This is a genomic window from Enterobacter cloacae complex sp. IR5459, assembly GCF_049238005.1.
In the GTDB taxonomy this organism is placed as follows: domain Bacteria; phylum Pseudomonadota; class Gammaproteobacteria; order Enterobacterales; family Enterobacteriaceae; genus Enterobacter; species Enterobacter hormaechei_C.
This window is the reverse complement of the sequence record NZ_JBMKIG010000001.1, coordinates 211,843-231,968: the sequence shown is the minus strand read 5'-3', so window position 1 is coordinate 231,968 and position 20,126 is coordinate 211,843. Positions and strand designations below refer to the sequence as shown.

Genomic DNA, 20,126 nt, shown 5'->3' with positions numbered 1-20,126 from the left:
GCCAACAGGCCCGTTTTTTACTGACTGTCTTTCTGGATCTTCTTAATGATGTTGGTGGTTGAACACCCGTCCTCAAAGTTGAGCACCATTACTTCACCACCATTCGCCCAGACCTCTTCGCTACCTGCGATTTGCTCTGGTTTGTAATCACCGCCCTTCACCAGCAGGTCAGGCAAAATTCCGGCAATCAGGCGCTGCGGGGTGTCTTCTTCAAATGAGACCACCCAGTCCACCGCTTCCAGCGCGCCGAGCACTATCATGCGCTGCTCCAGCGGGTTAACCGGACGCGTTTCACCCTTAAGACGTTTGGTTGAGGCATCGCTGTTGACCGCCACAATCAGGCGGTCGCCCAGCTTGCGCGCATTCGCCAGATACGACACGTGGCCCGCATGCAGGATGTCGAACACGCCGTTCGTCATCACCACTTTTTCACCGCGTTTGCGCGCGGCGGCAACGGCCACTTTCAGCTCGTCTTCGGTCATGACGCCAAAGCCGGTATCCGCACGCCCACGCACCGCGTTTTCCAGCTCAATTGGCGAAACGGTGGAGGTCCCGAGTTTACCGACGACCACGCCCGCCGCGGCGTTCGCGAAGTAGCATGCTTCTTCCAGGGAGTTACCCGCCGCCAGCGTCGCCGCCAGCACGCCAATCACCGTATCACCGGCACCGGTCACGTCGTACACTTCCTGCGCCTGGGTTGGCATATGCAGCGGCGCCTTGCCCGGTTGCAGCAGCGTCATGCCCTGCTCGGAACGGGTCACCAGCAGCGCAGACAGCTCGAAATCAGCGATGATTTTCATGCCGCGCTCAACCAGCTCTTCTTCAGTTTTGCACTTGCCCGCCACCGCTTCGAATTCAGAGAGGTTTGGCGTCAGCAGGGTTGCGCCGCGATAGCGCTCAAAATCGGTGCCTTTCGGGTCGATCAGCACCGGTACGCTGGCCTTACGCGCCAGCTGGATCATGGTCTGCACGCTCGCCAGCGCGCCTTTCGCGTAGTCGGACAGCACCAGCGCGCCAATATTGCCCAACGCCTGGTTAATGCGCTCGTGCAGCGGCTCGGGATCAACGCCTTCGAACCCTTCTTCAAAGTCGAGGCGGATTAGCTGCTGGTTACGCGACAGCACGCGAAGCTTGGTGATGGTTGGGTGGGTCGGAACAGAAACGAAGTCACACTTCACATTCACGTCCGCCAGCGACTTGCTCAGCGCACGCGCCGCATCGTCAATGCCGGTCAGGCCAACCAGACGCGAATGTGCGCCCAGAGAGGCTATGTTCATCGCCACGTTTGCCGCGCCACCGGGACGCTCTTCAATGGTGTCGACCTTTACCACCGGTACCGGTGCTTCCGGAGAGATGCGGCTGGTCGGCCCATACCAGTAGCGATCCAGCATCACATCACCGACAACCATAACTCCAGCACGTTCAAACTCTGGCAGTGTTACTTTCATTCCTGACTCCAGAAAGATTCACAATTTGCGCGCGATAATATCACACTTGTTTTGTTACGCACGGTTCCACTAGCCACTTCTGCCAGCTTGTAGTCACCTGCGCGCGTTCGTCGGCGAAACAGTCCAGCGCCACATGGCCCGGCTGTTCCTGTAATGCCAGATGGTGCAACTCATCACGCAGTGTGGTGTAGGCGTGGGTTAAGGACTGCGCCTCCTGCTCATCCATAATGTCGTTCTGCGCCAGCAGTTCCAGTATGCGCACGTTATCCGACCAGCGGGTCAGCTTCGGTTTATCGTGCGCGTGCAGCAGCACCAGGTACTGAGTGATAAACTCAATATCGGTAATCCCGCCTTCATCGGCTTTGATATCAAAGCGATCGCGATGTTTGTTGCCAAGGTGCGCGCGCATCTTCTCCCGCATTTCCCGCACTTCGGTTTGCAGCGTACTGCCCTCGCGCGGGGTCGTCATGACCGCCTTGCGGATCGCATCGAACTGCGTTTTGAGCTGCGGATCGCCATACACCACGCGGGCGCGCACCAGCGCCTGATGCTCCCACGTCCAGGCTTCGTTCTTCTGATAGTCGGCGAAAGCCTCCGTCGAGGTGACCAGCATGCCTGCCGCGCCGGACGGGCGCAGACGCGCATCCACTTCATACAGAATGCCGGATGAGGTGCGAGTGCTGAACAGGTGCATGATGCGCTGGGCCAGGCGCAGGTAGAACTGCCGTCCGTCAATCTCACGTTCGCCGTCGGTCATGACGTCTGCCGGACAGTCGTGGAGGAAAATCAGATCCAGATCGGAGCTGTAGCCCAGTTCCCAGCCGCCCAGCTTGCCGTACCCCACCACCGCAAAACCGCGGCCTTCACGGTCAGCAAGGTGCTTCGGCTGGCCGTAGCGGGCTACCATCTGCACCCACGCCTGATGGACAACCGCGTCGATGATCGCTTCCGCCAGCCAGGTTAAGTGATCGCTCACTTTCATTACCGGCAGGGTACCGGCGATATCTGCCGCCGCCACGCGCAGCATCTGTGCCTGCTTAAACTGACGCAGCGCCTCAAGCTGTTGCTCTTCGTCCTCTTCAGGTACGCGCAGCAGATACTGACGCAGCTCGTCGCGGTAGGCATCCGTCGCCGTCGGCTGATAGAGGGTATTCGGGTCGAGCAGTTCGTCCAGCAGCAGCGGATAACGCGCCAGCTTGTTCGCCACCATCGGCGAGGCGGCGCAGAGGGAAATCAGGTGCTTCAGCGCGCCGGGAAACTCGCTTAACAGCTCAAGGTAAGTGGTACGCGTGACGATCCCGCTCAGCAGCGGCATCATGCGCGACAGCGGCACCGGCGCATCGTCGCGGGAGCAGACATCGCTCAGCAGATGCGGCATTAGATGATCCAGCACCTGACGACCGCGTGGGCCGATAGCGCGTTTGTTCAGTTCGAGGCGGAAATCGGCAATCAGCGCCACCACGCGATGGCGGGCATCGTCGCTTAAGTGCGCCAGCACCGGCGTGGTGTCATCTTCCTGGAGCGCGTCCTGCCACAGTTCGCGCCAGTGCTCGGAGAGCGCATCGTCCTGCGATTCAGTTTCGTCGTCGCCGATCAGATCGTTAAAGATGCGGCGCACGCCCGCCATATGCGCTTCCAGCCGTTGCGTCAGCGCCGCCCAGTCATCCACCCGCATCCCCCAGGCCAGACGCGCCCGGTTCAGCTCATCGCCCGGCAACGTCTGGGTCTGTTCGTCGTTGATACTTTGCAGCAAATTTTCCAGACGACGCAGGAAGAGATAAGAGTCACGCAGCGTTTGCGCGTCGCCTTCCGGCAGCAGATGCAGCTGATCGATAGCGCTTAGCGTCGGCAGCAGCGAGCGGGATTGCAGAGAAGGTTCACGCCCGCCGCGTATCAGCTGGAAGACCTGGACGATAAATTCGATCTCACGAATACCGCCAGCACCGAGCTTGATGTTGTCTTTCAGGCCACGGCGACGCACCTCGCGGGCAATCATCCCTTTCATATTTCGCAGGGACTGGATAACGCTGAAGTCGATGTAGCGGCGGAACACGAACGGGCGCAGCATGGCGCGCAGCTCGTTGGCGTAGGCATCGTCGCTGTCGCCCATGATCCGCGCTTTGACCATCGCGTAACGCTCCCAGTCGCGACCCTGCTCCTGGTAGTAATCTTCCAGCGCGGCAAAGCTCAGCACCAGTGGCCCGCTGTCGCCAAACGGACGCAGGCGCATGTCCACGCGGTAAACAAAACCATCCTGCGTGGGCTGATCCAGCGCCTTAATCAGCCGCTGCCCCAGACGAGTAAAGAACTGGGCATTGTCCAGCTCGCGACGGCCGCCGCGCGTGGAGCCGTTCTCGGGCCAGGCAAAAATCAGATCGATGTCTGAGGAGAAGTTCAGCTCGCAGCCGCCCAGCTTGCCCATCCCCAGGATCAACAGTGGCTGAGGAACCCCTTCCTCGCTGCACGGCGTGCCCCACTCTTTACAGCAGGCGGCGTAGAGCCAGTCCCGCGCGGCGACAATCAGCGTCTGCGCCAGCTCGCTCAACTGCTGCAAGGTGCTCTCTTCACTCACCAGCTCCAGCGCCTGCGCCCAGGCAATGCGTACCATCACCCGGCGGCGGAACTGACGCAGAACGCGCATCAGCGTGGCTTCGTCTGCCACCTCTGCCAGCGCGGTTTGCAGCCAGCCAGCATAATGCCGCCACTCGTCAGCCTGCGGCGGCGCGCTTTCCAGCTCTGCCAGCCAGTCCGGGTTAGCGCTGACGCTCTCCTGCACAAAATCACTGAACGTGAGCACGCTTTTCGCCTGCTCGCTTAACGATGACGCGGGTAACGACTCAGGCAGGCGTTCGCAAACGGTCTGCCAGTGCTGCTGTAACTGCGAAGAAAGCGGCATATCAGGGGTTCCTTGCCAGAATTAACGTTTTCCGCTGTGCAGCCAGTACGGATCCTGCGAAATGGCCTCGTTGCGGAAATGCTCGATCTCAATCTGCTGACGGGTCTCGATGGCATGCTTAAGCCCCTGCCAGTTCTCCAGCCAGGCCTGCGCCTTCACGCCCTCATACGCACCCGACAGCAGCAACATGCTGTCGATGTTACGCGCCAGGCGGGGAAGCTGATCGCCATACTGGTCGCCCAGCGGATGCGCAAAGGTGGTTCTCAGTTCGGCCGCGTGACGGGAGAGGTGGATATCCGCAAAACGTTTGAAGTTTTCCGCAATTTTGGTCTGCCCTTTCGCATCGAGGAAGGTGCGCCAGCCGCGCGTCACCAGAAATTCGGTCAGCGCCAGTTTCGCGCTGGCGTTTTGCGGGCTGTAGATCGCCGTTTGTGCCGACACGTCGGAAAGCATCAGCGTTTCGGTTTGAGTGAGCAAATCACGTAAGTGAGTGCTGGCTTTACGCGGTACAATGCCGCCAAAGAGCGTCAGGGTATGACGTACCAGCCCCATAGCGGCCAGCACCTGTTTTTTGGCATTTTTCACGTTACGCGCCCACAGCTCCTCGTGGTACTGCCACTGAGAGAGTGCCAGCTCCAGCGCCGCTTCCATCCCCTGCTCAACGGAGGCTTTCGGCACAACGCGCAGAATCGGGGTTTCTCGCAGCACGCGCGGCGCATTCCCGGCGGCCAGGTGATAGCCGCGTGCCGCTTTACTCAGGCTGCCCTGACGCAGTCCAGGCTGGTTCACCAGCTTGCGCGCCAGCTTCAGCACATCGCTCGCGTCGCCATCAAGCAGTTCGAGTTCCAATTCGCAGATCGGCTCCTGCTCTTCACCAGCCTTAATTTCACCCCGATCAAACGCGATCTCAATGCGGCTCTTGCCTTCCGTCACCAGCCATTTCTCGCGCCAGAAATCGGTGCTGAACAGCGGTTGCGCCTCTGCCGACAGCGTTGCGGGCAGCGTTCCTTCCGGCCACACTTCCGCCGGAAAACGATCCAGCTCAAGTTCTGGCTTACTGATGTCGATATTGTATTCCGGACGCTGGTGTAAACCGCCCACCACGCGACCGGCGATTTTCATCGTCATCTCGTAGCGCCCGTTCGCACCCCGGATGCGCAGGCCCATATCATGGTTGCGCAGCCAGTTGTCCGGCGTTTCGTAATAGATGTTGAGCAGCTGTACGGGTTCATGGTGCTCGCCGGACAGCGTATTCAGATGCTGGCGGAGCGCGTCAGCGCTGTCTTTTTCGACGATAAACTTTAATTCGATCTCTTGTGCCATAGCCTTGTACTTTTGCGTGCGTCACAGACGCGTCGATGAAGGCGAACTTCCTCGCCATTTGTTTGTCAGTACATAGTATTTTGCGCCAAATTGCCACGCAATGAGCAATTTGACGGGCGTAAAAGTTTAAAGCGGTGGAAATCATGACACAGATGATTCCGATTGATGATGAATCCTTTGCGTAGCGACACTGATACCACTACTATCGTTCCACTTTTTATGAAAATAACGACTGATATGCTTAAATTACGCCTGATTGGACTTACTTTACTCGCTTTTAGCGCCGCAACCGCGGTCCACGCTGAAGAGAAACGTTACGTTTCTGATGAACTGAATACCTGGGTACGCAGCGGCCCTGGAGACAATTATCGCCTCGTGGGTACGGTAAATGCCGGCGAGGAAGTGACTCTGCTGCAAACCAATGCAGACACCAATTACGGTCAGGTTCGTGACAGCTCTGGCCGCACCTCATGGATCCCGCTGAAAGAGCTGAGCACGGTGCCAAGCCTGCGCACCCGCGTGCCGGATCTGGAAAATCAGGTGAAAACCCTGACTGACAAGCTGAACAACATCGACGGCACCTGGAACCAGCGCACCGCAGAGATGCAGCAGAAAGTGGCGCAAAGCGACAGCGTGATCGCCGGTCTGAAAGATGAAAATCAGAAGCTGAAAAATGAGCTGATCGTCGCGCAGAAGAAAGTGAACGCCGCGAATCTACAGCTGGATGACAAACAACGCACCATCATCATGCAGTGGTTTATGTATGGCGGCGGAGTGCTGGGCGTCGGTCTGGTGCTGGGTCTGGTGCTTCCTCACCTTATCCCAAGCCGTAAACGTAAAGACCGCTGGATGAACTAACTCGTCTTCTCTGCCACACTTACGTATCATCTTGCGAAAAGAGAAAACGGGAGTGTTGGCGTGAAGAGTTATCTGGTCGGTGGTGCGGTACGTGATGCGTTATTAGGTCTGCCGGTCAAAGATAAAGACTGGGTCGTGGTCGGTGCCACGCCCGAAGCGATGATTGACGCGGGCTACCAGCAGGTAGGCCGCGATTTTCCTGTGTTCCTCCATCCGAAAAGCCGGGAAGAGTACGCCCTGGCGCGAACCGAACGGAAATCCGGTTCCGGTTATACCGGCTTCACCTGCTATGCCGCGCCGGATGTGACGCTGGAGCAGGACTTACTGCGCCGCGATCTCACCATTAATGCCCTGGCGCAGGACGAAAACGGCCATATTATCGACGTCTACGGCGGCCAGAACGATCTGCGCGACCGTCTTTTACGCCATATTTCCCCCGCCTTTTCTGAAGATCCGTTACGCGTACTGCGCGTGGCGCGTTTTGCCGCCCGTTATGCCCATCTCAGCTTCCGCATCGCCGACGAGACGATGGCGCTGATGACGGCCATGACCGACGCGGGCGAGCTGGAACACCTGACGCCAGAACGCGTCTGGAAAGAGACCGAAAACGCCCTGACTACCCGTAATCCGCAGATCTTTTTCCAGGTTCTGCGCGACTGCGGGGCGCTGAAAGTGCTGTTCCCGGAAATAGATGCGCTGTTTGGCGTGCCCGCCCCGGCGAAATGGCACCCGGAAATTGATACCGGCATTCACACCCTGATGACGCTGAGCATGGCCGCTATGCTCAGTCCTGAAGTGGACGTGCGCTTTTCCACTCTCTGCCATGACCTCGGCAAAGGGTTAACGCCAAAGGAATTGTGGCCACGCCATCACGGGCACGGTCCGGCTGGCGTAAAGCTGGTTGAAGGGATTTGCCAGCGCCTGCGCGTGCCGAATGACATTCGCGATCTGGCAAAGCTGGTCGCCGAGTTCCACGACCTGATCCACACCTTCCCGATCCTGAAACCCGCCACCATCGTCAGGCTGTTCGATAACATCGACGCCTGGCGCAAGCCGCAGCGCGTGGAGCAAATTGCGCTGACCAGCGAAGCCGACGTGCGCGGCCGCACCGGGTTTGAAGCGTCCGATTATCCGCAGGGTCGTTTGCTGCGTGAGGCGTGGGACGTAGCGAAAGCGGTGCCAACGAAAGAGGTGGTGGAGGCAGGGTTTAAAGGCCCGGAGATCCGCGAAGAGCTGACGAAGCGGCGGATTGATGCGGTTGCGGCGTGGAAGGAAAAACGTTGCCCTCAGCCGAAAGACTGAGGGCGGTCGGTCATCAGAAGAAGACCACGTACACGGCAGCCGCGACGATAAAGCGGTAGATCGCGAACGGAATAAACGAAATACGCTTAATCAGTTGCAGGAAGGTTTTGATGGCGATCAGCGCCACAATGAAGGCGGTGATAAAGCCCACGGCGAACATCGGAATGTCACCCACGGTCAGGAAGCCGATGCTTTTGTAGAGATCCAGCGCGGTGGCGCCCATCATCATCGGCACCGCCAGCAGGAACGAGAACTCAGACGCCGCGTAACGGCTCACGCCCATCAGCATCCCGCCGGAAATGGTTGCCCCTGAACGGGAGAAGCCCGGCCACAGCGCCAGACACTGGAAGCAGCCAATCATAAACGCCTGACGATACGTCATATCGTCCAGACCTTCCGCACGCGGGGTTTTTGGCTTCAGCACTTCGGCGGCAATCAGCAGGAAGCCGCCGACAACCAGCGCGTACATCACGTTAATCGGGTTGAAGAGCGATTTAATGGTGTCGTGGAACACCAGCCCCAGCACCACTGCCGGGATCATCCCGAGCAGAATATGAATCAGCGTCAGACGCCCCTTGCCCTCTCCTTCACGCTGCGGCAAACGCCCGAAGTGGATGCCGATCAGACCAAACAGACGACGCCAGAACATCACAACCACCGCCAGGATAGAGCCCAGCTGGATCACCACCTCAAACGTCTTTGCGGTATCGCCTTCAAAGCCCAGCAGATGGCCAACGATAATCATATGGCCCGTACTGGACACCGGCAAAAACTCCGTCAATCCTTCGACCACACCCAGTATTGCCGCCACCAGCAGCGAGTGCATATCGCTCATCTATAAACCCCTAAAAAGATATAAAAAAACGGTTGCCACAACGGCTACCGTGAAACATACAGCTCTAAGACCGATATAACCTAAAATGGTTTAGCTATTATGACGTTAAATCTTTCCTTTCAGATTTGTGCCACGCTCGATAATCACGCCCACGTTGGCGGCGCGCGCCACCGCGCCCGGCTTGCTTAGCTTAATGCGCACCCACGGGGAGTTAAATTTGCTCAGCAGCAGGTCTGCCACCTCTTCCGCCACGCGTTCTACCAGCGCAAATCGTTGCCCTTCCACATGGCCGATGACCGTTTCACTGATGTCGGCGTAGCTCAGACAATCATTCACATCATCGCTTTTCGCTGACTTGCGGTTATCCCAGCCCATTTCGATATCGAACACCAGTTTCTGCTCGATGGTCTGTTCCCAGTCGTAAACACCAATTGTGGTGATTACCGAAAGTTGCTCTATAAATACAATATCCATCACGACCTGCCTGCTTTTTGGCTAAACCGGATACCACTTCCGGCGAATTATGCGTATTATCCACAGATGCTGAGAATACAGATACATTTTCAAAACGGAACAGCGTTATGAGTGCAATCGCGCCTGGAATGATTATCCTCGCCTACCTTTGCGGCTCAATCTCCAGCGCCATTCTGGTCTGCCGCATCGCCGGGTTGCCTGACCCGCGTGAAAGTGGTTCCGGGAATCCGGGGGCGACCAATGTACTACGAATTGGCGGCAAGGGAGCAGCCGTAGCGGTTTTGATTTTTGACGTTCTGAAAGGAATGCTTCCCGTCTGGGGCGCGTATGCGCTCGGCGTCACACCCTTCTGGCTGGGGCTGATAGCCATCGCCGCCTGCGTCGGCCACATCTGGCCTGTTTTCTTTGGTTTTAAAGGCGGTAAAGGCGTGGCCACTGCGTTTGGCGCAATTGCGCCGATCGGCTGGGATCTCACCGGCGTGATGGCGGGCACCTGGCTGCTGACCATCCTGCTGAGCGGTTATTCGTCGCTGGGCGCCATCGTCAGCGCACTGATCGCCCCGTTCTATGTCTGGTGGTTTAAACCGCAGTTTACCTTCCCGGTGTCGATGCTCTCGTGTCTGATCCTGTTGCGCCATCACGACAACATTCAACGCCTGTGGCGTCGTCAGGAAACGAAGATCTGGACGAAGCTCAGACGTAAAAAGAAAGACGCTCAGTAAACCGTTCGTTATGCCTTATAACTAAATGTGATTTTTGTCACCTTCTGCCTGTGGTAACTGTTAGAGACACAACACAACCACACAAAAAGAAAATGGCAGAAATCACAGATTCAACTCCCCTTCCAGCGGCAGGAAACACCCCGGATGGCGACATCAGGTGGGTACGCAGCGCATCGGACGTTTCACGTCTCGTTAATGACGGCTCTCAGGGCCGGGCCAATGCCCGCATCGTGGTCGGTATCGCGCTCGGGGGAATTTTTCTCGATGCCTACGATCTCGGCGCGCTGGCATTCGGCATCAAAGACATCACCCGCGAATTTAACCTGACGCCCGCCGGTACCGGCATGGTGGCTTCAGCCATTACGTTTGGCGCGATTGTCGGGGCGCTGCTCGGCGGCTATCTTACGGATAAAATCGGGCGCTACCGCGTCTTTATGGCCGACATGGTATTCTTTGTCGTTGCCGCTATCGCCTGTGCGCTGGCCCCGAACGAATATGTGCTGGCGGGCGCGCGCTTTGTGATGGGTCTTGGCGTTGGGATCGACCTTCCCGTCGCGATGGCGTTTCTCAGCGAGTTCGCCAGACTGAAAGGCCCGGGGAATAAAGCCTCCAGCGTCGCGATGTGGTGTCCCACCTGGTATGCGGCCATCAGCATCTCTTATCTTCTGGTGCTCTTCTTTTACGCCGTGCTGCCGGAAAGCCACAGCGACTGGCTCTGGCGTCTGATCCTTGGCTTTGGCGCGGTGCCCGCGCTGGTGATTATCGCCATCCGCAGCCGCTATATGAGCGAATCCCCGGTCTGGGCGGCGAATCAGGGCAATCTGAAGGAGGCGGCGTCTATCCTGCGGCAGTCTTACAACATTAATGCCCACGTACCGCAGGATGCGCTCGACCAGCCCGCGCCTGTTGTGAACAAGGCAAAATGGTCGAACTACCTGAACCTGTTCCGCGGTATCTATCTGCGGCGTACCACGCTCGCCACGCTGCTGTCGGTCGTCTCCTCGTTCGCCTATAACGCCGTAGCCTTTGGCCTGCCGGTGATCATCTCCAGCTTCTTTGTGCAGTCGATGCTGACGACCATTCTGATCTCGCTGGCGCTTAATCTGCTGTTCGCGTTTGTCGGCGGGCTGCTGGCGGTGCGCTATGTTCCGCGCTTCGGCGCATGGCGGATGTCACTGGCGGGTTATGCGTGCCAGCTGGCGGCGCTGCTCGGCCTGGCGCTGATTGGCCGCCCTGACGGGTCCACGGAAGGCGTGGTCGCCATCGCGATGCTGGCGCTGTTCCTGTTTGGCCAGGGTTTTGGTCCGGGTGCGCACACCATGACGTTTGCCTCTCTGAGCTACCCGACCTCGCTGCGCGGTGTGGGTGTGGGGCTTAACCAGACGCTGATGCGCAGCAGTTCAACGCTATCACTGTTTCTGTTCCCGCTGCTGGTCGCCTCGCTGGATACCGCCGTGTTCTGGGTGATTGCGCTGGCGCCGTTTATCGGCCTGGCCTCGCTGCTGGCGATCCGCTGGGAGCCGTCGGGGTATGATGTGGATGCAGAGGATTATCGCTAGCCTTTCTTGCCGGGTGGCGCTGCGCTTACCCGGCCTACATTACTGAAACCGGCTCACATGAGCCGGTTTTTTTATCCATAAGCGACTCATATGACAGCCTTCATTTCCGCCAGGGCATACTGAAACGTATCCCGATAGTGCGGAAGTGGAAGCACCATGTTAGCAACTCAGGTCACTGATAATTCATACAAAGGCTGGCAGGCCTCGCTTGCCCTCCAGTTTTGTCATACCCCTGAGAGAACCCTCCTCCATTCCGCGCGTCACACCGGGCCACTTACCGTTCAGCGTCCGTTTTATCCCGAAGGGGAAACCTGCCACCTTTACCTGCTGCACCCGCCAGGCGGAATTGTGGGCGGGGATACGCTGGATATTTCCGTGCGGCTCGACGCCAAAAGCCATGCCCTCATCACCATGCCCGGCGCCAGCAAGTTCTATCGCAGCAGCGGCCCGCTGGCCTGCCTCAGTCAGCATTTTCACCTCGACGAAGAGGCCACGCTGGAGTGGCTGCCGCAGGACACCATTATTTTCCCCGGCGCTAACGCCGCGCTGCGTTCCGTCTTTCACCTGCACGCCACCAGCACGCTGCTGGCGTGGGAGCTGTACTGTCTGGGCCGTCCGGTGATAAACGAAACCTTCAGCCAAGGCACGCTGGAGAGCCGCCTTGAGGTGTGGGTGGATGGCGAGCCGCGTCTGATTGAGCGACTGCATCTCAGCGGTGGCGATCTGACGCCCGTCGCGGACCATCCGTGGGTCGGCACGCTGCTGTTCTATCCGGCCCGGGAAGCACATCTCGACACGGTGCGCGAGCGGCTCGCCCCGCTGGAAAACTTTGGCGGGGCGACGCTCACCGACGATCTGCTGTCGGTGCGTTTTCTCTCGCACGACAACCTGATTTGTCAGCGGGTGATGCGCGATATCTGGCAGTCGCTTCGCCCGCTTTTAACCCCCAAAACCGCCTGTTCGCCGCGCATCTGGCAGACATAAAGAGAAACGCTATGGAACTGACTCCCAGAGAAAAAGACAAGCTGTTGCTGTTCACCGCCGCGCTGGTTGCCGAACGCCGCCTCGCGCGCGGGGTAAAGCTCAACTATCCGGAATCGGTCGCGCTGATCAGCGCCTTTATTATGGAAGGCGCGCGCGATGGCGAAACCGTCGCCTCGCTGATGGAAGCCGGCCGCCACGTCCTGACGCGCGATCAGGTGATGGAGGGCGTACCGGAGATGATCCCGGATATTCAGGTGGAAGCCACCTTCCCGGACGGATCCAAGCTCGTCACCGTCCACAACCCGATCGTGTAAGGAGCGCGTGATGATCCCAGGTGAATACCGGATCCAGTCCGGCAACATTGCTCTCAACGTCGGGCGCGAAACCCGAAGTGTGATAGTGGAAAACCACGGCGACAGGCCGATCCAGGTCGGATCGCACTACCACTTTTACGAGGTCAACCCGGCGCTGAAGTTCGATCGCGAGGCCACCCGAGGCTACCGGCTGAACATCCCGGCGGGCACCGCTGTGCGCTTCGAGCCCGGCCAGAAGCGGGAAGTGACGCTGGTGCAGGTGACGGGCGCACAGCGCATTTTCGGTTTTCGCGGCGAGATCATGGGCGAGGTGAAACATGGCTGAGATTTCACGCCAGGCGTATGCCGATATGTTTGGCCCCACGACCGGGGATAAAGTGCGGCTGGCCGACAGCGAACTGTGGATCGAAGTAGAAGACGATCTCACGATCTACGGAGAAGAGGTTAAATTCGGCGGCGGAAAAGTGATCCGCGACGGCATGGGACAGGGGCAGATGACCGCCGACGACTGCGTGGATCTGGTGCTCACCAACGCGCTGATCGTCGATCACTGGGGGATCGTGAAAGCGGATATCGGCGTAAAAAATGGGCGGATCTTCGCCGTCGGCAAAGCCGGAAACCCGGACATTCAGCCCGGCGTGACGATCCCGATTGGCGCAGCAACGGAGGTGATCGCCGCCGAAGGCAAGATTGTCACCGCTGGCGGGATCGACACCCATATCCACTGGATCTGTCCGCAGCAAGCGGAAGAGGCGCTGGTCTCTGGCGTCACCACCATGATCGGCGGCGGCACCGGGCCCGCGGCAGGTACAAACGCAACCACCTGCACGCCGGGGCCATGGTATATCGCCCGCATGTTGCAGGCTGCCGATACGCTGCCGGTGAATATTGGCCTGCTGGGCAAAGGGAACGGTTCAAACCCGGACGCGCTGCGCGAGCAGATCGCGGCAGGTGCCATCGGGCTTAAGATCCACGAAGATTGGGGTGCGACGCCTGCGGCCATCAACTGCTCGCTGGAGGTCGCTGAAGAGATGGATATCCAGGTGGCGCTGCACAGCGACACGCTGAACGAGTCCGGTTTTGTCGAAGATACGCTGGCCGCCATCGCCGGGCGCACCATCCACACCTTCCACACCGAAGGGGCGGGCGGCGGCCATGCGCCAGATATCATCACCGCCTGCGCGCACCCGAATATTCTGCCCTCCTCCACCAACCCGACGCTGCCCTACACGGTCAACACCATCGACGAGCACCTGGACATGCTGATGGTTTGCCATCACCTCGACCCGGATATCGCCGAGGACGTGGCGTTTGCCGAATCCCGCATTCGCCGGGAGACCATCGCCGCCGAAGACGTGCTGCACGATATCGGCGCGTTCTCACTCACCTCGTCAGATTCACAGGCAATGGGCCGCGTGGGGGAAGTGATTATCCGCACCTGGCAGGTCGCGCACCGCATGAAGGTTCAGCGCGGCGCGCTGCCGGAAGAGACCGGCGATAACGACAACTTCCGGGTGAAGCGCTATGTCGCCAAATACACCATTAACCCGGCGCTGACCCACGGCATCGCCCATGAAGTGGGCTCGATTGAGGCGGGCAAGCTGGCGGACCTGGTGGTCTGGTCCCCGGCGTTCTTCGGCGTCAAGCCCGCCACCATCGTCAAAGGTGGGATGATCGCCTGCACACCGATGGGCGATATCAACGCCTCGATCCCCACGCCGCAGCCGGTGCATTACCGCCCGATGTTTGGATCGCTGGGCGCCGCGCGCCACGCCACGCGGCTGACGTTTATCTCGCAGGCCGCCAGTGCGAACGGCATCCCGCAGCAGCTCAACTTGCAGAGCGCCACGGCGGTGGTGAAAGGTTGCCGGACGGTGAAAAAGGCGGACATGATCCACAACGCTCTGCAACCGAACATCACCGTCGACTCGCAAACCTACGAGGTGCGCGTCGACGGCGAACTGATTACCAGCGAACCGGCTGACGTTCTGCCGATGGCACAACGCTATTTCCTGTTTTGAGGAGTGATGATGATTTATCTGACCCAACGCCTGGACCACGCACACCCGACTACCGCCAGCGTCACGCTGCCGATTGACGTGCGGGTGAAAAGCCGCGCCCGCGTGGCCCTGAACGACGGTCGCGAAGCCGGGCTGATGCTGCCGCGCGGTTTGCTGCTGCGCGGCGGCGATCTGCTGACCACCGACGACTGCAGCGAGGTGATCGAAGTGATCGCGGCCCCGGAGTCGGTTTCCGTGGTGCGCTGCGCCGATCCGTTCCTGCTCGCCCGCGCCTGTTACCACCTGGGCAACCGTCACGTGCCGCTGCAAATTATGCCATGCGAGCTGCGCTACCACCACGACCACGTTCTTGACGACATGCTGCGTCAGTTCGGGCTGGAGGTGACCTTCGCCAGCCTGCCGTTTGAACCGGAAGCGGGGGCTTACACCAGCGATGCCCACAGCCATGGCCACTCCCACGCTCATTCACATTAAGGACTCATCATGCGCAAGTATTTACCGCTGTTTCTGCTGGCCTTTTCCGTTCCGGCGCTTGCCCATCCGGGCCACGGGACCGACAGCTTCCAGGCCGGATTTCTCCATCCGCTGACCGGGCTGGATCACCTGCTGATGCTGACGGGGGCTGGCGTGCTGTCCGCCCTGAGCGGCCGCAAGCTGCTGCTGCCGTTAGCAACGCTCGGCATGATGCTTGCTGGCGCCGTTGCGGGCAGCCTGCTCGGCGGTTTTAGCGGCATGGAAATGCTGATTATCGCCTCGCTGGCGGTCTGCGGCGTAATGATGTTCAAGACTGAAAATCGCCTGCTGCTGGCGGTGCCAGCCCTGGCGATGTTCCACGGCTGGGCGCACGGCGTGGAGATGTCCGGCCACAGCTTCTGGCTCTTCACCAGCGGGTTTATGTTAGCCAGCGCCACGGTGCTGTGCGCCAGCTTCGCGGCAGGGCTGCTGCTGCGCCGTCACGACGGCCTGCGTAAAACCTTCGGTGGCGGGCTGATCGTCTCTGCCCTGCTGGCGCTGATGAGCTGATGGAGCACGCCCGCCAGCGGCTGCGCCTGATGCAGCTCTCCAGCAGTAGCCTGCCGGTCGGATCGTTTACCTGGTCGCAGGGGCTGGAGTGGGCCGTTGAGGCCGGGTGGGTCACGGACGCTGAGGCCTTCAGGCGCTGGCAGATCCAGCAGATGGAGCAGAGCTTTTTCTGCGTCGACCTGCCGCTGTTTATCCGCCTTTATCGTGCCTGCGAGAAGCAGGACGTCGCGACAGCAAAACGCTGGACGGCATACCTGCTCGCCTGCCGGGAAACGCGCGAGCTGCGCGATGAAGAACGCAACCGTGGCGCGGCCTTTACGCGCCTGATTAAAAGCTGGGAACCCGCCTGCCCGCCAGAATGGTTGCCGCTGTTGACGCAGAGCCAGCTCTGCGGTATGGCGTGGCTCGGCGTGCGCTGGGGCATTAGCGCGCGCGAGCTGGCGCTAAGCCTGGGCTACAGCTGGATTGAGAGCGCGGTGATGGCGGGCGTCAAGCTGGTGCCGTTTGGGCAGCAGGCCGCACAACAGCTGATTATCGACCTGAGCGACCATTTTGCCGCCGGGTTTGAACAGGCATTTTTACGTGGCGACGACGCGCTGGGGGCCGCTACGCCGCTGTCCGCCATCGCCTCCGCGCGCCACGAAACCCAATATTCACGACTATTCCGTTCCTGAGGAGTCAATATGGCTGATTACAAACATCCCCTGCGCGTTGGCGTGGGCGGCCCGGTAGGGTCGGGCAAAACCGCCCTGCTGGAAGCGCTCTGCAAGGCGATGCGCGATACCTATCACCTGGCGGTGGTGACTAACGATATCTACACCAAAGAGGATCAGCGCATCCTGACCGAGGCGGGTGCGCTGGAGCCAGAGCGCATCGTGGGCGTGGAAACGGGCGGCTGTCCGCACACCGCCATCCGCGAAGATGCCTCAATGAACCTGGCGGCGGTGGAAGCACTCAGCGAGAAGTTCGGCAATCTGGATCTGATCTTCGTCGAAAGCGGCGGGGATAACCTGAGCGCGACCTTCAGCCCGGAGCTGGCGGACCTCACCATCTACGTCATCGACGTGGCCGAAGGGGAAAAAATCCCGCGCAAGGGCGGGCCGGGGATCACCAAATCCGATTTTCTGGTGATCAATAAAACCGACCTCGCGCCGTACGTGGGGGCGTCGCTGGAGGTAATGGAACGCGACACTAACCGCATGCGCGGCGAGCGTCCGTGGACCTTTACCAACCTGAAAGCGGGTGACGGGCTGGCGACGATCATTGCGTTTCTGGAAGAGAAAGGGATGCTGCGGATCTGAAAAAGGCCTGGCATAACGCCAGGCCGTGATGGTTATTTGCAGCTGTTATTGGAAGACCCTTGTTCGCGCCATGCGCCCCACTGGCCGCCGGTTCCCGGCGTTTCTTGCCCCGGGTTGACATACCACTGGTTGAGCCAAACTTTACCGTTGTAGGACACTTTGGTGCATCGGGTTGGATAGGCAATTTTGGCGTTATAGGCCGGTGCCGCAGGATTTACCGGTGTGTCATCTTTTGCCGGGGTGTCATCCTTAGCCGGTACCGCTGGCTTACTGACGGTGATGGTCATGCTGTCTGTCGCGGTTCGCCCAACCGCGCCGGTCGTCGTCAGCGTAAAGGTCGCTTCCCCCTCGCTGTTGGCAGGAATGACGGCATAGGCATGCGCGCTGTCCACGCTCTTCACCAGCGCGCCGTTCAGTGTCGCCTCAAGCGAGAAGGTTTCTGCCCCTTTTGTCACACGCCAGTTATACGATTTGGCATTCAGGCTCTTACTGCCGTCCAGCGCGTAGGTGATCACCCCCGTGGTCGGAGAAACCAGAGCGTAATCTGCGCCTGCCACAGCCGTTGGCGCCGGCGCGACAGGCGTGCTACCGTCTTTGAGCGCCATAATACGGGCCACCGCACGCTCCATGTCAGGTTGAGTACCCACTTTTGCCGAATCTCCGTTGGCCAGTGGCGTACCGGTCTCTGCCAGAATCTGACGCATCTGACGCGGTGTCACGGTAATACCGTTGGCTTTGGCGATGCCTGACAGGCTGGCTACCACACCCGCAATAATCGGGTTCGAGGAAGAAGTTCCGGCAAACGTCGCGGTATAAGAATCGTTAACGCCGCCATTTTTATAGAGATCGCCATAACCTGTGCTCACTACGTCCCAGCAGCCCCATGCAGAGCTGGTGACGCGCGAACCATAGGTGCTGAACGACGCTTTTTTACCGTCTTTTGCACAAAACGCGCCCGCCAGGATAGCCCCGGAGTCACGCACGTTCACGTCAAACTCCCCCTGGAAGCCTGGGCTATCCAGGTTGACGTTCCCGTTACCTGCCGCCTCAATAACGTGAACGCCTTTATCCGTCAGCGCTTTAATCACATCGTAATAGGCGGGTTCGGACTCCATTGCCACCCAGCAATCCTTTTGGCAACCCGCTGGATAACCGCCCGCTACGTGTACCCCGATCTGCACCACATCGCCAGCTTTTAGCAACGGAATTAAATTATAGAGGTTATTATGCGCTGAGGCCGCGTACCCCAGTCGGCTTTTCCAGCTTATCCCTCGAATACCGGTGCCAATATCTTTCGCTGCCATAATCCCGACAGAAGCGGTGTCATGATCTTGCTTTTCAACATACGTTGTCTTTCCAGAGCTGAGGCTCATTGGCGGTAAGTTGAGGTGCTGGGTATTCCAGGGATAAATTTCCGTTGAAATAATCGTCACCCCTTCACCCGCACTGCCTGCATAGTGATCTACGCTTTCGCGGTTTACGCCCCCCATATAATAACCGGCGCGCTTAACATCAGGTGCTTTGAGATAATCCTGCTTATTGCGAAAATCCGGAACGGCGGCAGACGTTAAATTATTATTTACCGAAGATTTAACCTGCGGCGTAAGGGCGTTTTCATCCAGCGACACCGGTTCGGCCTCCGGATAAACTAACTCTACGTTCTGATTCTGCTCCAGCTCAGTAATAATATGGTTAATGTAGGTTTTATCCTGACGTTTATCTTGCGGTAACGCGATACGCAGATAACGGTCAAAGCCATAGCGTTTATTGAGTTCCGTTAACTCGGATGACTGATTTGAACTCCGCAAATTAGTCGGCCTAAACATATTTGTGGTGATAAGGGAAGGATCATTCAGGGCAATTTTATTGTTTGTCGCTTTTAGCAAACCTGTAGTGGGTTTTAGCTTGAGTACAATTGCTGTGTAGGTCGCATTGTCATGTGCAAACTCATTTTGCACCTGATTTTCTGCCGCAGCGGAAAATGAAATTGCTGCACAAATAAAAAGGGACAAGGTACTTTTTTTCATGGTAATCACGGTTCCTTTGTGAATCGACATTTCTCCTTTTTCAGTATCTGTGATACATGCACCGTGATGAATAAGAGCATCCTAATCTGGGGGAACGATCTTTCTATAATTGAATAAGAAAAATCTTTAACTCGTTTCTTTATATTTCGCAACGCGAGGATACACCTGGATACAAAAACCGTAAAGATTAATCATAATGAAATAATCAACATCCACCGCCGTTAAAAATACTCTCATTGTTACTGCTATTTTACCGCAGTCTGGATTTTAATAAGGATATATCTTGCGAGGGATTCCAACCCCGCCATTATCATGTAAGGGTTAATACGACGCATCATTATGGACATTAAAATCGTTATCGCTGAAGAATCCTCGTTGATTCGCCGCGGCTTATCCTCAATGATGCAAGCGCTCTCGTTACCCGCCTCAGGCATGAATCAGAGATGTGTTTTGACCGGTGAAGCAACCTCTTCCGCAGAACTTCTGTCGCTTCTGGGTCAGCATAACCCCGATATCGTTATCCTCAGCTATTCACTGACAACCAGCTTTAATCGCTCTCCTCTCACGGGTATGGACGGTCTGAAGCTGTTGAGATGGCTCCATCAGACTTATCCTGCGCTCAGCATTATCCTGCTCTCGCCCTATGCAAACACCATGTTTATTCGTCAGGCGCTAAAGGAAGGCGTCAGATCGTATTTGTCGCGGGATATCAACGAGAAAACATTAAGCCAGGCGATTGCTACAGTTCTTAAAGGTGAGATCTTTATCGAAAGCCAGCTGGTAAATATGCTTTTTCGTCATGAGATGACAGATATAGAGAAACTCTCGCCGCGGGAAATCGATGTGCTGCGTCTGATATGTAACGGATTAAATTTGAAGGAGATTGCACAACATATGCACCTGAGCATCAAAACAGTCAGTGCGCATAAGATCCGGGCGATGGAAAAGCTGGATGTGCAAAACGACTGCCAGCTTTACTCGCTGATCATCAAGAACCAGATTTTCGACATCAGGATATAAAACTCCCCCGCCGCGATGA

19 protein-coding genes are annotated in these 20,126 nt (G+C 58.0%); 13 read left to right on the top strand and 6 right to left on the bottom strand.

All coding sequences use genetic code 11. The features are described 5' to 3' along the window. Positions 1-17: 17 nt before the first annotated feature. Genes hldE through ACOTX4_RS01105 form a run of 3 tightly spaced genes read right to left on the bottom strand, consistent with a single transcriptional unit; the run spans position 18 to position 5,667 of the window. Positions 18-1,448 carry a bifunctional D-glycero-beta-D-manno-heptose-7-phosphate kinase/D-glycero-beta-D-manno-heptose 1-phosphate adenylyltransferase HldE gene (gene hldE, locus ACOTX4_RS01115; protein ID WP_003862540.1) on the bottom strand — a complete coding sequence of 477 codons (1,431 nt, stop codon included), beginning with the start codon at positions 1,446-1,448 and terminating at the stop codon, positions 18-20. Between the two features lie 40 nt (positions 1,449-1,488). Then, entirely contained in the window at positions 1,489-4,344 is a 2,856-nt protein-coding gene (glnE, locus tag ACOTX4_RS01110) for a bifunctional [glutamate--ammonia ligase]-adenylyl-L-tyrosine phosphorylase/[glutamate--ammonia-ligase] adenylyltransferase (RefSeq protein ID WP_045332898.1), read from the bottom strand. Between the two features lie 21 nt (positions 4,345-4,365). After that, positions 4,366-5,667 (bottom strand): inorganic triphosphatase, encoded by a 1,302-nt coding sequence (locus ACOTX4_RS01105; RefSeq protein WP_045345585.1) that lies wholly within the window; start codon positions 5,665-5,667, stop codon positions 4,366-4,368. A 237-nt stretch (positions 5,668-5,904) separates the two neighbouring features. On the opposite strand from ACOTX4_RS01105, the gene ACOTX4_RS01100 reads away from it, so the two are divergent. Further along, positions 5,905-6,525 (top strand): TIGR04211 family SH3 domain-containing protein, encoded by a 621-nt coding sequence (locus tag ACOTX4_RS01100; protein WP_001303390.1) that lies wholly within the window; start codon positions 5,905-5,907, stop codon positions 6,523-6,525. Positions 6,526-6,585: 60 nt separating this feature from the next. Further along, positions 6,586-7,827: a multifunctional CCA addition/repair protein gene (locus tag ACOTX4_RS01095; protein ID WP_047654220.1), complete on the top strand. Its 1,242-nt coding sequence runs from the start codon at positions 6,586-6,588 to the stop codon at positions 7,825-7,827. A 13-nt stretch (positions 7,828-7,840) separates the two neighbouring features. Here the strand turns inward: ACOTX4_RS01095 and bacA are convergent, their stop codons facing one another. Then, positions 7,841-8,662 (bottom strand): undecaprenyl-diphosphate phosphatase, encoded by an 822-nt coding sequence (bacA, locus tag ACOTX4_RS01090; protein WP_003862545.1) that lies wholly within the window; start codon positions 8,660-8,662, stop codon positions 7,841-7,843. A 105-nt stretch (positions 8,663-8,767) separates the two neighbouring features. Then, positions 8,768-9,136: a bifunctional dihydroneopterin aldolase/7,8-dihydroneopterin epimerase gene (folB, locus tag ACOTX4_RS01085; protein ID WP_003862547.1), complete on the bottom strand. Its 369-nt coding sequence runs from the start codon at positions 9,134-9,136 to the stop codon at positions 8,768-8,770. Positions 9,137-9,243: 107 nt separating this feature from the next. On the opposite strand from folB, the gene plsY reads away from it, so the two are divergent. From plsY to ureG, 10 genes are all read left to right on the top strand, one after another. Then, positions 9,244-9,858, top strand: a complete 615-nt coding sequence (gene plsY / locus ACOTX4_RS01080; RefSeq protein ID WP_003862548.1) for a glycerol-3-phosphate 1-O-acyltransferase PlsY — start codon at positions 9,244-9,246, stop codon at positions 9,856-9,858. Between the two features lie 92 nt (positions 9,859-9,950). Next, positions 9,951-11,417 carry an MFS transporter gene (locus ACOTX4_RS01075; RefSeq protein WP_045332901.1) on the top strand — a complete coding sequence of 489 codons (1,467 nt, stop codon included), beginning with the start codon at positions 9,951-9,953 and terminating at the stop codon, positions 11,415-11,417. A gap of 156 nt (positions 11,418-11,573) precedes the next feature. Continuing rightward, positions 11,574-12,401 carry an urease accessory protein UreD gene (locus tag ACOTX4_RS01070; protein WP_045332902.1) on the top strand — a complete coding sequence of 276 codons (828 nt, stop codon included), beginning with the start codon at positions 11,574-11,576 and terminating at the stop codon, positions 12,399-12,401. Between the two features lie 11 nt (positions 12,402-12,412). Then, positions 12,413-12,715 carry an urease subunit gamma gene (locus tag ACOTX4_RS01065; protein ID WP_003862556.1) on the top strand — a complete coding sequence of 101 codons (303 nt, stop codon included), beginning with the start codon at positions 12,413-12,415 and terminating at the stop codon, positions 12,713-12,715. A 10-nt stretch (positions 12,716-12,725) separates the two neighbouring features. Then, positions 12,726-13,040 (top strand): urease subunit beta, encoded by a 315-nt coding sequence (locus ACOTX4_RS01060; RefSeq protein ID WP_003862557.1) that lies wholly within the window; start codon positions 12,726-12,728, stop codon positions 13,038-13,040. Further along, positions 13,033-14,736, top strand: a complete 1,704-nt coding sequence (ureC, locus tag ACOTX4_RS01055; protein ID WP_045332903.1) for an urease subunit alpha — start codon at positions 13,033-13,035, stop codon at positions 14,734-14,736. Before ACOTX4_RS01060 ends, ureC begins: the two co-directional genes overlap by 8 nt. Positions 14,737-14,745: 9 nt before the next feature. Then, positions 14,746-15,210, top strand: coding sequence for an urease accessory protein UreE (ureE, locus tag ACOTX4_RS01050; RefSeq protein ID WP_421635352.1), 465 nt, complete (start codon positions 14,746-14,748; stop codon positions 15,208-15,210). Between the two features lie 9 nt (positions 15,211-15,219). After that, positions 15,220-15,759 (top strand): HupE/UreJ family protein, encoded by a 540-nt coding sequence (locus tag ACOTX4_RS01045; RefSeq protein ID WP_003862561.1) that lies wholly within the window; start codon positions 15,220-15,222, stop codon positions 15,757-15,759. Continuing rightward, positions 15,759-16,433: an urease accessory protein UreF gene (locus tag ACOTX4_RS01040; protein ID WP_023314875.1), complete on the top strand. Its 675-nt coding sequence runs from the start codon at positions 15,759-15,761 to the stop codon at positions 16,431-16,433. The genes ACOTX4_RS01045 and ACOTX4_RS01040 overlap by 1 nt, the downstream gene beginning before the upstream one ends. 9 nt (positions 16,434-16,442) lie before the next feature. Further along, positions 16,443-17,060, top strand: a complete 618-nt coding sequence (gene ureG, locus ACOTX4_RS01035) for an urease accessory protein UreG (RefSeq protein ID WP_003862566.1) — start codon at positions 16,443-16,445, stop codon at positions 17,058-17,060. 32 nt (positions 17,061-17,092) lie between these two features. On the opposite strand, the gene ACOTX4_RS01030 is transcribed toward ureG, so the two are convergent. Next, positions 17,093-18,868, bottom strand: coding sequence for a S8 family peptidase (locus ACOTX4_RS01030; protein ID WP_228463676.1), 1,776 nt, complete (start codon positions 18,866-18,868; stop codon positions 17,093-17,095). A 558-nt stretch (positions 18,869-19,426) separates the two neighbouring features. Between ACOTX4_RS01030 and ACOTX4_RS01025 the strand changes: the two genes are divergently transcribed. Continuing rightward, a complete protein-coding gene (locus ACOTX4_RS01025; RefSeq protein WP_045332905.1) occupies positions 19,427-20,107 on the top strand; it encodes a LuxR C-terminal-related transcriptional regulator in 681 nt (226 codons plus the stop codon). Positions 20,108-20,126: the final 19 nt, after the last annotated feature.

Excerpts from the sequence above, each read along its gene's own strand:
- hldE (WP_003862540.1), bottom strand. The coding sequence starts at position 1,448 with ATGAAAGTAACACTGCCAGAGTTTGAACGTGCTGGAGTTATGGTTGTC.
- glnE (WP_045332898.1), bottom strand. The coding sequence starts at position 4,344 with ATGCCGCTTTCTTCGCAGTTACAGCAGCACTGGCAGACCGTTTGCGAA.
- ACOTX4_RS01105 (WP_045345585.1), bottom strand. The coding sequence starts at position 5,667 with ATGGCACAAGAGATCGAATTAAAGTTTATCGTCGAAAAAGACAGCGCT.
- ACOTX4_RS01100 (WP_001303390.1), top strand. The coding sequence starts at position 5,905 with ATGCTTAAATTACGCCTGATTGGACTTACTTTACTCGCTTTTAGCGCC.
- bacA (WP_003862545.1), bottom strand. The coding sequence starts at position 8,662 with ATGAGCGATATGCACTCGCTGCTGGTGGCGGCAATACTGGGTGTGGTC.
- folB (WP_003862547.1), bottom strand. The coding sequence starts at position 9,136 with ATGGATATTGTATTTATAGAGCAACTTTCGGTAATCACCACAATTGGT.
- plsY (WP_003862548.1), top strand. The coding sequence starts at position 9,244 with ATGAGTGCAATCGCGCCTGGAATGATTATCCTCGCCTACCTTTGCGGC.
- ACOTX4_RS01075 (WP_045332901.1), top strand. The coding sequence starts at position 9,951 with ATGGCAGAAATCACAGATTCAACTCCCCTTCCAGCGGCAGGAAACACC.
- ACOTX4_RS01070 (WP_045332902.1), top strand. The coding sequence starts at position 11,574 with ATGTTAGCAACTCAGGTCACTGATAATTCATACAAAGGCTGGCAGGCC.
- ACOTX4_RS01065 (WP_003862556.1), top strand. The coding sequence starts at position 12,413 with ATGGAACTGACTCCCAGAGAAAAAGACAAGCTGTTGCTGTTCACCGCC.
- ACOTX4_RS01060 (WP_003862557.1), top strand. The coding sequence starts at position 12,726 with ATGATCCCAGGTGAATACCGGATCCAGTCCGGCAACATTGCTCTCAAC.
- ureC (WP_045332903.1), top strand. The coding sequence starts at position 13,033 with ATGGCTGAGATTTCACGCCAGGCGTATGCCGATATGTTTGGCCCCACG.
- ureE (WP_421635352.1), top strand. The coding sequence starts at position 14,746 with ATGATTTATCTGACCCAACGCCTGGACCACGCACACCCGACTACCGCC.
- ACOTX4_RS01045 (WP_003862561.1), top strand. The coding sequence starts at position 15,220 with ATGCGCAAGTATTTACCGCTGTTTCTGCTGGCCTTTTCCGTTCCGGCG.
- ACOTX4_RS01040 (WP_023314875.1), top strand. The coding sequence starts at position 15,759 with ATGGAGCACGCCCGCCAGCGGCTGCGCCTGATGCAGCTCTCCAGCAGT.
- ureG (WP_003862566.1), top strand. The coding sequence starts at position 16,443 with ATGGCTGATTACAAACATCCCCTGCGCGTTGGCGTGGGCGGCCCGGTA.
- ACOTX4_RS01025 (WP_045332905.1), top strand. The coding sequence starts at position 19,427 with ATGGACATTAAAATCGTTATCGCTGAAGAATCCTCGTTGATTCGCCGC.